Annotated in this window: 7 protein-coding genes and 5 pseudogenes; 6 read left to right on the top strand and 6 right to left on the bottom strand. The window is 55.8% G+C overall.

Features of this window, described 5'->3' with window-relative positions; all coding sequences use genetic code 11:
* Positions 1-280: pseudogene (locus tag GOB93_RS20140) on the top strand (hypothetical protein); the annotation flags it as partial.
* A gap of 314 nt (positions 281-594) precedes the next feature.
* On the opposite strand, the pseudogene GOB93_RS20135 reads toward GOB93_RS20140, so the two are convergent.
* Positions 595-795, bottom strand: a pseudogene (locus GOB93_RS20135) (transposase); the annotation flags it as partial.
* Positions 796-965: 170 nt separating this feature from the next.
* Here GOB93_RS20135 and GOB93_RS20130 point away from each other — a divergent pair.
* Positions 966-1728: pseudogene (locus tag GOB93_RS20130) on the top strand (IS5 family transposase).
* Between the two features lie 239 nt (positions 1729-1967).
* On the opposite strand, the gene GOB93_RS20125 reads toward GOB93_RS20130, so the two are convergent.
* The 5 genes and pseudogenes from GOB93_RS20125 to GOB93_RS21830 form a co-directional block, all read right to left on the bottom strand.
* Positions 1968-2111, bottom strand: a complete 144-nt coding sequence (locus tag GOB93_RS20125; protein ID WP_173585180.1) for a hypothetical protein — start codon at positions 2109-2111, stop codon at positions 1968-1970.
* A 260-nt stretch (positions 2112-2371) separates the two neighbouring features.
* Complete coding sequence (locus GOB93_RS20120) at positions 2372-2596, bottom strand: hypothetical protein (protein ID WP_173585179.1); 225 nt, start codon at positions 2594-2596, stop codon at positions 2372-2374.
* Positions 2597-2685: 89 nt separating this feature from the next.
* Positions 2686-3794, bottom strand: a pseudogene (locus GOB93_RS20115) (lactate dehydrogenase); the annotation flags it as partial.
* A gap of 385 nt (positions 3795-4179) precedes the next feature.
* A complete protein-coding gene (locus GOB93_RS20110; RefSeq protein ID WP_173585178.1) occupies positions 4180-5235 on the bottom strand; it encodes a replication initiation protein in 1056 nt (351 codons plus the stop codon).
* A gap of 1061 nt (positions 5236-6296) precedes the next feature.
* Positions 6297-6775 (bottom strand): annotated as a pseudogene (locus tag GOB93_RS21830) (IS5 family transposase); the annotation flags it as partial.
* Between the two features lie 106 nt (positions 6776-6881).
* On the opposite strand from GOB93_RS21830, the gene GOB93_RS20100 reads away from it, so the two are divergent.
* The 4 genes from GOB93_RS20100 to scpB all read left to right on the top strand — a co-directional run bounded on the left by GOB93_RS20100 (position 6882) and on the right by scpB (position 10580).
* The gene (locus GOB93_RS20100) at positions 6882-8084 is read left to right on the top strand and encodes an AAA family ATPase (protein ID WP_173585177.1); all 1203 of its coding nucleotides are present in this window, start codon (positions 6882-6884) and stop codon (positions 8082-8084) included.
* Positions 8085-8254: 170 nt separating this feature from the next.
* Entirely contained in the window at positions 8255-9289 is a 1035-nt protein-coding gene (locus tag GOB93_RS20095; protein WP_173585176.1) for a ParB/RepB/Spo0J family partition protein, read from the top strand.
* A 294-nt stretch (positions 9290-9583) separates the two neighbouring features.
* Complete coding sequence (locus tag GOB93_RS20090; protein ID WP_173585175.1) at positions 9584-10063, top strand: hypothetical protein; 480 nt, start codon at positions 9584-9586, stop codon at positions 10061-10063.
* A complete protein-coding gene (gene scpB / locus GOB93_RS20085) occupies positions 10056-10580 on the top strand; it encodes an SMC-Scp complex subunit ScpB (protein WP_173585174.1) in 525 nt (174 codons plus the stop codon). Before GOB93_RS20090 ends, scpB begins: the two co-directional genes overlap by 8 nt.
* The last annotated feature ends 154 nt before the right edge of the window (positions 10581-10734 follow it).

The following is a 10734-nucleotide window of genomic DNA, read 5'->3' as shown; positions in this document are numbered from 1 at the left end:
AGGCAAGGGCGTGAAGTTCCTGCGCGGCGGGCCGTGCTGTGTTCTTCAGCGCGGCGCCTATGAGATGGACGTGCCGTCCGGCACCCTGCTTGAAATCCGTAATTATCCCCGTACGGCGCTCGATTTTCTGGCCCGGTGCCTCGAAGGTCACGGTTCATGGACCGTGGCGCAGGGCCAGAACTGCCCCGGCTGCACGGCTGGCGCGGCCACGACCGGAGATACCGGCGCTACGCCGTCCTGTGGCGCTCGAGCGCAAGAATTCGTTCTTCGCCGGCAGTGAAGAGGGAGCCGATCGCTGCGCTATCGCTACCTCACTGATAGAAACAGCGAAGCTCAACGAGATCGAACCGATGTGGATTCTGCGAACGGGCAGTCCGTGGCGCGACTTACACTGTCAGGCAACTGGAACACGGCGTTTCTTCGTTGCCAGTCTCATGCCACTCCTAACGAGATCACATTGCAGGAACAATTCCACTCCCCCTCCAGGGTCATCATTGAGGAAAATACGCCGTAGATTTATGGTGATTGGTGATTAATTCTCCATATCGGGAGGCGCCGTTTTGCTCGGGTGCCCGAAGCACGAACAGAGGCTGGACGCAGTCGTCGGTGCACGTTCTTCCAGTCACCAAAACGGACAGGCAGATCACGCAAGGGAATGCCTACGCGATAACGATACAGGACTGCTTCCACAAACAGACGATTATCCGCAGCCGTGCCTCCGACATGACCTCCACGACCCGGGAGGAAATCCTTTATCCGCTCCCACTGACCGTCGCTCAGACCATACCGACGCATTCATACTCTCCCCGAAAAACGGGGAGAAAACATCACAGATCAAACGAGAGTAAGTACAAGCGGCATAATCCTCCCGCTTAACTAACGACATGCCATAGGCTCAGGACCTGTTAATTCATTGAATTGAGCGGACGGTTGTGATTCACAGTCTTGCCGATAGAGTTAAGGCTGTGATTGACGTGTTTTTGCTTTCTGAGAGCCAGATGGATCTGATCAGGCCATATTTTCCTTTGGCTCATGGCGTGCCACGTGTGGACGACAGGCTGTTCTGAGCGGGATCGTTTACGTGATCCGTAACGGACTTCAATGGAAAGATGCTCCGAAAACCTATGGTCCATACAAGACCTTATACAACCGCTTCATTCGCCGGAGCCGCCTGGATGTCTTTGACCGGATATTTACAGCGCTGACAGAACAGGCGGGTCGTTCAAAGCGCCTGATGATCGATGCGACCCATCTCAAGGCTCACCGGACAGCCGCCTCCCTGCTCAGAAAGGGGCTTTTTCCCGCCATATCGGACGGACAAAAGGCGGTCTGAACTCAAAACTGCATGCCGTCTGTGATCGTCAGGGACGACTGGTTCGACTTTATCTGACGGCAGGACAGGTCAGCGACTTCAAAGGGGCGGATGTTCTGCTGGCAGACCTGCCGGATGAGACAGAAGAAGTCATCGGCGACCGGGGATACGACAGTAATAAAATCAGGCAGTCGCTCGCAGAACGCAACATCACCGCCTGTATCCCGCCAAAGAAGAACCGGAAATCAAAGCCACCTTATGACTGGAATCTGTATAAAAAGCGTCACCTCATCGAAAACATGTTCGCGAAACTTAAAGACTGGCGACGTGTTGCGACCAGATACGACCGCTGCGCACACACTTTCATGTCCGCTCTCCACATCGCAGCAAGCTTTATCTTCTGGCTCAAAGAATGAGTCCTGAGCCTAGCCAGAGTGCGGCGGACCATCAGGTCAGCTTCAAATAAAACACCTATCTCACGCCGTGATGATAGACAGCCACGCTACACCATTCCCGCGCAGCGGGTTTGTTCCCCCCTTTCTGATATCTTCGCCCCGGATCCTTTTCCTGGCTGCACTTTCTACTATTCCAATATCACAATGAAGCGCAGGAAACGCCACAACAACACTCCTTGGATACGCCCTCCCAAGACGCTTTACCGGATCGCGATGAACTCGATATGCGATCTGACGAACTCATCCGGTGTCTGCGACGGTGGAAGCGGGCTTTCGTCCTCGTCGTCAGGACCCCACTTTCCCGTTCCCTTCTGCCGCGTGCCGCGATGACCCGACGTCATCATCGTTCGAAACAATCTCCTGCTCAGGGTCAGGCGCCTGTGCAACAGCCATCTCACCGCCATCCGTGACTGCGTCGTCGCCATGCTCCGCTTCGTCACCATCGGCGTCCCCAGATCGTCGTCCCTTGCTTCAAATGGTGGCGGTGGATTCAGGGCTTCCTCGAATGAGGCGTTCAGCTTCGCGACATCTAGCCCAAACCAGGCCTCAGGATGGACCCGCCTCCCCCTCCCCTACCCGCTCCATCAGAGCCTTGCGCATCTCCTTACCCGTGTTGCGCGGGAGGATGCCCTTGGCCTGAACCACCTTCGTGATGCCCGGCTTCGACCGTGATGCTGATGCGACCCGACCGTGCTTCGAGGAACAACGTCACATCGACGGTGCGCTTCTCGGAGCGCCGCATCCAGCTCGATTCGGCCTCGCACACGGCAGCGAAGTCCTCGATCTGTCCGAGGATCCATTTCTCTTCCTCGCCATTCTTCACCGCCATCCGCCCCTGGAACAGGAGCCACGATCCGGCGGATGGACCGGTCGTCCGACATGGCGAGGCCACAGCTCGATTTCCTCGCGCTGATTGCCCTGCCGCTTCGCCTTCACGAAGTTGGTCTCATCGGCGACAAGGATCCGCCCCGTCGGGTAGAGCATCAGGAACTCGCGCGCCATCTGCGCCAGACAGTGGCCGGGCACGGCGATCATCGCCTTGCTGATCAGGCCGAGACGCTTCTGCTCCATGACGGCGGCGACCATCGAGAACGTCTTTCCCGAGCCAATGGCGTGGGCAATATACGTGCCGCCAGCCGCGATGATCCGCCAGATCACCCGCTTCTGGTGGCTGCGCAGACTGATCGTGGTGCTGGTGCTAGGCGGGCGGAGATGGGAGCCGTCGAGCTCCCGCGCCACGAGGTTGTTGCAGGTATCGTTATACAGCCGGACCAGCCGCTCTGCCCGGTGGCCGTCCTGCCAGACCCATGTCTCGAAAGCACGCCTGATCGCCGCGAGTTTTTCCTTTGCGGCTTCCGTTTCCTTCGTGGTCAGCTCGCGATACTCATTGCCGTCAACGTCGCGCCAGACCTCCCAGATCTTTGGTGACGCATGGGGCAGCGCATCTTCGAGCAGTTTCCCCGCATGACGGCGTTCCATCCCCCAGACAGAGGTGGCCTCTGCCTTGTGCAAGAATCCTCGCTCCTCCACCGTGCAGCAAGCTACGGCGGCGGAATGATGGATGGTGGTCTCCACCCCCCGAATCTCGGCGGTAAAGGCGATGATGTCGCTGACCGGCAGCCAGGGGGCTCCAAGGCGCGCCGCGATTTCTGACGGGCGCAGATCGGCCGGCCGCACGGCGTCCAGGGCCGTCACATTGCGGGCGTAGCGGGGGTCGGCCCGGGCCGCATCACGCGGGCCTGCTCCAGCTTTGTGCGCACCGCGCCGGAAAGCGTCTCGTCCACCGTGATCCAGACATCGCGCCCGTCCGTGCTGCGCTCCGGGTCGAGATACACCGCCTCACCAAGGGCTGCGACGTCATCGCCCTCGGGCTGCCCCAGAAGCTCGGCGATGCGCGGCATCCCCTCGCCGCCCGTTTCATGCAGGCAGACCGCCAGGGCATCGTGCGCGCAATGGATTTCCGGCTCGACCGGGGCATGGATTACCCGCTCCGAGAAGATCGTTTCCATCCGCCCTGAAGCCGTCTTGACCGGACGGAAACAGATTGTTCGTCAGGTCCCCTGCCCCGGAGCCGACAAACCGTGATAGCACGACCTGTTCGGCGGCCGTGGCATAACAGTCTTCCTCTTCGAGTGCTCTGAGCGGGGTAATGTCCATGACGTTGGCGCTGCCGCCAGCCCTTGCGGCACGCCGCCCGAAACTTTATTATGAGTCCGGTTTCGGTAGACATGTTCTTGCGGGCGGAGTGTGCCAGAGTTTCTTCCAAGAAACGAGGATGTGCCAAGTTGGCAAAGCCTAATGACGACTGGAAATTGCAACGTTGCAATTTCACGCGACGTGCGGAAGCAGCTTCTGATAGAGCGTCTGTAAACGTTTTGTATTAGCTTAGCTGAATCGAAACACGGCTCGTTGTCACGGACGACCGCGGCGATTGTGGTAGCTTTCGCAGAAACCCTTCCAAGCCGCTTTGAGCTTCGCGCCGTGAAGTTTGGATAGCCTCTCACCAAGGTGATCGCGAAACGCTTCGGCAATAAGATCAATGTCCCAGCCTCCGCCTGATATTCGAGCGATCTTAGCAAAAGTTTCCTGATCAATCCCAAACTGAAGTGAGCCGATGGGAAAGGTCAAATCCTTTTCGCATTTCGTCCAATCAGTGTTTTTATTTGCCGTAGGCCGGCCAGCCGCCAAAGGCGGTAATTGTGAAACTTCGGGCGCCGTGCCATGTTGTATGACAGCAGGCGTGTCTTTCGGCCGAAAAGTAATTTCAAGTTCTTTTACAGTTCGTCCCTGCCGAATTTCCTCCCATTCAACTGTAAAATGAGCAAGTTCGTCGATTTCATTCTTGCAAACTGTTAACACTTTTCTTCTTAATTGCGCAAAATCTTTGTAAACATCAGGCGAAATTCCCAAAGCCGCACGGAAAGCAATTACGTCGCCTTTCCACATTGTCTGACGCCGTTTTACCCTTAGAGCTCCGATTTCATAAAGTTTCAGTGCATAAGCGGAGCGGAAACCAAGTACCGCGGTACGATTCATAACGGCGTACGTCTCAGATTCCTGAATTAACCTGCGGGCATCCGGGGTAAATTCCCACTCTATCCATCCAGCTTCTTTTCCGGGTTCAGTATTTTCAGCCTCTTCCTTGGAAGAAGCAATTAGTGAGAAACGGCGTGTGGCTTTTCTGCCTCGCCATGAAATATCGTCTTCGGCAAATAACGTGCCGTGGAGCTCTTCAAGCATGTCGCTGATGCGTTCATTGCCTTTATGACCGCGTCTTATATCTGCCTTGCGCATACGATGAGTTACAGGCTTCCAGGCATCTCCGCCCGCGACAAGAATCATCAGTGCGAGGAGCCTTGAGGCTGTCAGACTTAGGGATTGTCCTCTGACGAACCGTATTTCAACGAGATGACCCGGTTTTGCAAATTCCTCGTGGCCCTTACGCTGAAGCGCGCGGGCAACGCGCATAGCGCGTTTAGGTTCCTGCTTGGTGTCAGGTAACAGTGACATTAGGTCTCTTACTCGGCATGCGCGTAGCGAAACGATTCGTATCCTGACCTTATCGCGACAGAGAGGTCAGGTGAAGAGGTTTATGACACCCATCTATTACGGGAAAGTTTTTTGCTGATCTATGTCAGGCAACTGTACATCGGTTAAATTAATAAAAATGCCCGCAGCTCGCTGCGGGTGATTCTGATTCTTTTAAAGTGATTCTGATTCTAGCGATGAAATCGCGATGGAACAGCCATTTTTCTCGATGTGTCCTGCCCTCATGGGGGATGCAACCTGACCGTCTGGGGGAACTTTGCCTGACGTTATGGGGGGTGTGACCTGACCGTCTGGGGGTCTGAGTAACCTGACCGCTTGGGGGATTGCGCAGTGAGATTATTCAGCGGAGCGACATTTTTCTAATGGTGGTTAAAGCGCCTTTAGATGGGCTGTCTGCCTATCTCGAGTCGCGTTTCAGCTCATGGTCAGCCGAAGGACGATGTTAAAGGTAGGATGATTGTCCTGTCAGGAGCACATTTTACATTTGCCCATATCGCTTTACGACTGATTGCAACGTTGCAATTGCATGAGAATCGGTTCGGGTTGCTTTCGAAAATTCAACCGTCGGGATGTCTTTTGCGAAAGTCTGCGTTCGAATAGCAAGTGGCGGAATAAGGCCGATTGCTGACTAAAATTGCCGCTTTTTCACATGGAACCGCTATATTGCAATTCCGTGTGAAGGATTTCGTCCCTTTCGAAAAAGATGGGCTGCTTTGCTATAAAGCACAAGCGGCGGCGAGAATGTGAGACGATAATCGAGGCTGAAGCATTCATATATGTATTGCTGTCCCTCGAACTGACGCCAGAATCCGTTATCCTTTACAGATGCCCCCACAAAGACAGGTTTGGTGTTGGATTTTAGACCAATCCCCCTCCACGAGGTCAGGATCTCTTACGCGGCTTCCAATCCCCCCCCCGGGAGGTCAGGATGGACTCTTAGCCTGCCTCTCCCCCCTGCTCCCCCACCCGGTTACGAATGTTCAAATCGTTTTACGTTGTTCGGCTGCGAGGAAGGTAGCTTTCAGTTTATCGTATCGTGTTGCAATGCCCCTGAACTGCTTCAGTCCGACGAAGAATCGTTCGATGATGTTTCGCTTTTTATAAAACGAGAGGGAGGTCTTCCGTGGATGGCGCCGGTTTCTCTTCGCCGGAATGACCGGTGTGATCTGCCGTTCTCTGAGTTTTTCGATGAGCGGATCAGCATCATAAGCCTTGTCGGTGATAAAGGCTTTGGGATCGACTTCATCAAGGAGAGGTTCTGCTTCAGTGATGTCCGCCCTTGTCCAGGCGTCAGGGAAAGGGCCACACCCTTTCCCGCAGCATCAACGACAGCGTGGATTTTCGTGGTCAGTCTGCCACGGGACCGTCCGATGGCCTGATCCACGCCCCTTTTTTTACGGGCGCCCGCACTATGCTGGTGAGCCCGGACCATTGTGCTGTCGATCATCGCAACCAAATTAAAATGAAGTTACTGTCGTCCAGATCATCGACTTGTGAAATAGCCGACTGTATGACCTGAAAAGCGAAAGTCGACGTATGGCGGACGTTTATCGAAAGACAAATCTATGACAGCTGATTTCGAGCAGATCGGAGCCACCAGTCTACAAATGGTGGAAGGGCTCGCAGACAAGGCCGCTGCAGTCCTCGAAAATCTTAGAACAGGCGCCGTTGCAGCGCGAGCCGGTGAGCGGCGGGAACCGACATTTCAGATTGGTCAGGCCGCTGAGCTGGTAGGGAGGACACCTGCGGCTATTCGTGATGCAGAAAAGGATGGGCGCCTGCCGGAGCCGCGACGAGGCATAAATAACCGCCGTGTGGGGTACACTCTCGAACAAGTTAATGACATGCGGGGGATATTCGGCACTCGTCCCTGGCGTGATCAACGCGATCCGCCAGCGATAATAGCGGTGCAGAATTTCAAAGGAGGCGTTGGGAAATCGACGGTCGCTGTGCATCTTGCTCAGTATCTTGCGATTCAGGGCTATCGCGTGGCGTTGGTTGATTGCGACAGTCAGGCATCAGCAACAACATTATTCGGTTATGTGCCAGATCTGGATTTATCCGAGGATGAAACGCTCTATCCATTTTTACGTCATGACGAGCGTTCTTCGCTTAGTTACGCGCTGAAACCAACACATTTTGACGGGTTATTTCTGATACCGTCAAATTTACGCCTATTTCAGTCAGAATACGAGATTGCTGCGCGGATGGCGAAGGGAGAGCCAGGTCTGGTGGATCGGCTGTCGGTTGGACTGGCGTCGATAGCCCCCAGTTTTGATGTGATTATTATGGATCCGCCGCCAGCTTTGGGCGCAATTTCGCTATCGGTACTGCGAGCGGCGAATGCTTTGGTTGTTCCTGTACCTCCAACGATAATGGATTTCTCATCGACCACCGCTTTTTTGTCTATGCTGGAAGAGACGTTGCGGACGCTCGATCAGTTTGACAGGGCACCATCTCTGGAATTTCTCAAATTTGTAGCTTCTCGCGTGGAAGAAAATAAATCGATCCATCGAGAACTGATTAAGCTGATGCAGACCATCTTCGGTCATCATCTTGTCAGGGCACCACTGAAAAACTCTGCTGAAATAGATAACGCTACCGCCAGGCTAATGACTGTTTATGAGCAACAAGGTGCGATCACTAGCAAGTCGGTCCGTGAACGATGCCTCACATATTTAAATGCGGTTTGTAAAGAGCTCGAGACAGATATTCGGGCAATGTGGCCAAGTCATCAGGAACGGCTTCGAAAGGAAGGTCTGGTGTGATGTCTTCCTTGGCGAATGGCCTCGTCAAACTTATGGAAAGTACGATTTTTCCAGGAATTGCAACGTTGCAATTCCATATTTCTAAGAGTCGGAAAGGTCCGTATCGATCAAAGAACAGCTGTTACCGGCAGACTCGCGAATATTATTGCGTGAATGAAGTGGAGGAATAGATGTCGGGAAAGAACAAGGCGTTTGCGGACGGACTGGCCGCTGCGATTTCGGGGGTGCCAGGAAGGCAGGGACAGGCACGTCCGCATCGGTCAATTATTAACGACCGTACCAACCGATTGGCTGAGGTGGCGAGCGGCAAGGTTGTTACGCGAACTCATGAGTCTGTCGATCCAAAGCGGTGTAGGATGTGGCAAGGTCACAATCGTGATTACGCTGCTTTGACATATGAAAACTGTCATGAGCTTATTGAGAGTATTCGCGCACAGGGTCGCCAGGAAGTTCCGGCGATTGTCCGGCGGTTAACTGACGATCCGGATTTTGAATTCGAGGTAATATGTGGCGCACGGCGTCACTGGTCCGTATCGTGGCTCAATACACATAACTATCGTGATATCAAATTTCTCGTCGAGCCACGCGAAATGGACGACGAAGAAGCATTTCGTATTGCCGACCTTGAAAACAGGGCGCGCGAAGATCTTACGGATTACGAGCGTGCGAAAGATTATCTTCTGGGACTTGAGCGCTATTACCAAGGACGTCAGAAGACAATGGCAGATCGTCTCAACGTTTCTGAGGCTTGGCTGAGCCGATATCTTGATCTGGCCAGGTTGCCGGAAGCCGTTACGAAGGCTTTTGTCAGTCCGCATGATGTGCGGCTTAAACATGTGATGCAGATAAAACCTCTGATCAAAGACGGTGTGTCTCGGGAAATAGTCTACGCGGCTGCGGAACGGATCGCGGGTATGCGGGGTAAAGATCCAAACTATCTTACGGAAGCGGCAGCTGTTGCCCGCGAACTCGAAAGTACAGTCGCGGCCGAGCTGGGCCATCTCCGTCGCCGCGGCAGTGGTGGTGCCAGGCGAGGCTCCGCCGCCATCACACGGGACTCCGATGGGAAGGAAATTGTGAAGATAGATGTCAAGTCGGCAAAGCGTTTGCAGGTAACCTTCGTATTGCCGGAATTGCGATCGCGCCAGGAGATGGAGGAAGCAGCCAAATTGCTAATTGATCGATACTGGCCAGGCGACGAATGAGGGATTACCTGTCGTCAGTCCCTTTAACCTCATGGATCTGCTGAGACGAAAAGACGCTGGCTCTGATTTTTTTGCGGTTGAAATTAAATAACCCTCCGAAACTGAGACGTGATCGGCAAAAGGGGAGGAGATAAGACATTAAAACCGCTCGAAACGTTGTTATCGGTGACAGAATAGCCAGTATCGCTTCGTGTGCGTTAATTCCCAATATTCTACAAAGTTTGTGAGTCTCTGTACTTTTCGATGTCTTGTGCGTAGAAAGAACAAAAGGTGATTTTTCGGGAATAACAGGCCGTGCCGATCCGCCCTGAACTGAAGCCGCTCTATCCGGCCGACTGGCCGCAGATCAGCCGGTCTGTGCGCTTTGAGCGGGCGCAGGGACGCTGCCAGCGGTGCGGCTGCCCGCACGGTGAGCGGGTCCGGACGGTCGCCCCGGGCCTGTGGTTCGACGCCGGGCAGGGGGTGTGGCGCGATGCCCGGGGCCGGGTGACACGCTGTCCCGACCTGATCGAACAGATCGGCCTGCGCGAGATCCGGGTGGTGCTGGCGGCGGCGCATCTGGACCACGACCCGCGCAACAACCGCTGGCGCAATCTGCGCGCCCTGTGTCAGCGCTGTCACCTGCAGCATGACCGGGCCTGGCACGCAGCGCAGCGCCGCCTGACCTGGAAATCCCGGTCCGCGCTGGGCGATCTGTTCGAGGGGCCGTATCGGCCCGGAATCCTCGGGATCGGGGCCGCACAGGCCCGCGCAGAGAGTGCAGCGGATGGATGATCCGTCTCTTCCGCTGGTCCGCCTGGCGGAGGCCCTGCTGTTCCGCAGCAGCAATCCGGTGTCGCAGACGGCTCTGGCCCGGGCGCTGGGCCAGGACGTGGATGTGGGGGCCATTATGGCCCGGGTGGCGGCGCGGACGGCGGGGCTGGGCTTTGAGCTAGTGCCGGCCGCAGACGGCTGGATGTTCCGCACCGCCGCCGATCTCGGTGACGCGCTGCGGGCCGCGACCCGGGAGCGGCCGCAGCGGCTGCCGCGGGCGGTGCTGGAGGCGCTGCTGCTGATCGCGGCCCGTCAGCCGGTGACCCGGCCGGAGATTGAAAGCTTCCGGGATGCGCCGCTGCCGCAGCAGACGCTGGCGACGCTGCAGGAGCAGGGCCTGATCCGCAGCCCTGGTCGCAAGCCGGTGCCCGGGCAGCCGCTGCTGTGGGTGACCACGGAGCGGTTTCTGGCCCTGTATGGCGTGCGGTCGCTGACTGATCTGGATCCGCTGCTGGAGGGGCTCAGAGGGCCGCTCTGAGGCGGGGGCGGGCGGTTTTCCGCCGTTTTCTTTTATAGAGTGTCGGGTTTCTGAGGCGTGGTAATGCCCCTTTACCACGCCTCAGAACAGGCTTGCCTTAATCGGGGCAGAAGGGCAGACTCCCGCGGGACAACAAGGTGAGGAGAGGTGGAGT

It is taken from the genome of Acetobacter musti, assembly GCF_011516835.1.
In the GTDB taxonomy this organism is placed as follows: domain Bacteria; phylum Pseudomonadota; class Alphaproteobacteria; order Acetobacterales; family Acetobacteraceae; genus Acetobacter; species Acetobacter musti.
The sequence above is the reverse complement of the archived record's forward strand: the minus strand, read 5'-3'. Positions and strand labels throughout refer to the sequence as shown.

Bases quoted from the DNA above. Each gene is read 5' to 3' on its own strand.
- GOB93_RS20125 (WP_173585180.1), bottom strand. From the start codon at position 2,111: ATGATGACGTCGGGTCATCGCGGCACGCGGCAGAAGGGAACGGGAAAG.
- GOB93_RS20095 (WP_173585176.1), top strand. From the start codon at position 8,255: ATGTCGGGAAAGAACAAGGCGTTTGCGGACGGACTGGCCGCTGCGATT.
- GOB93_RS20120 (WP_173585179.1), bottom strand. From the start codon at position 2,596: ATGGCGGTGAAGAATGGCGAGGAAGAGAAATGGATCCTCGGACAGATC.
- scpB (WP_173585174.1), top strand. From the start codon at position 10,056: ATGGATGATCCGTCTCTTCCGCTGGTCCGCCTGGCGGAGGCCCTGCTG.
- GOB93_RS20100 (WP_173585177.1), top strand. From the start codon at position 6,882: ATGACAGCTGATTTCGAGCAGATCGGAGCCACCAGTCTACAAATGGTG.
- GOB93_RS20110 (WP_173585178.1), bottom strand. From the start codon at position 5,235: ATGCGCGTTGCCCGCGCGCTTCAGCGTAAGGGCCACGAGGAATTTGCA.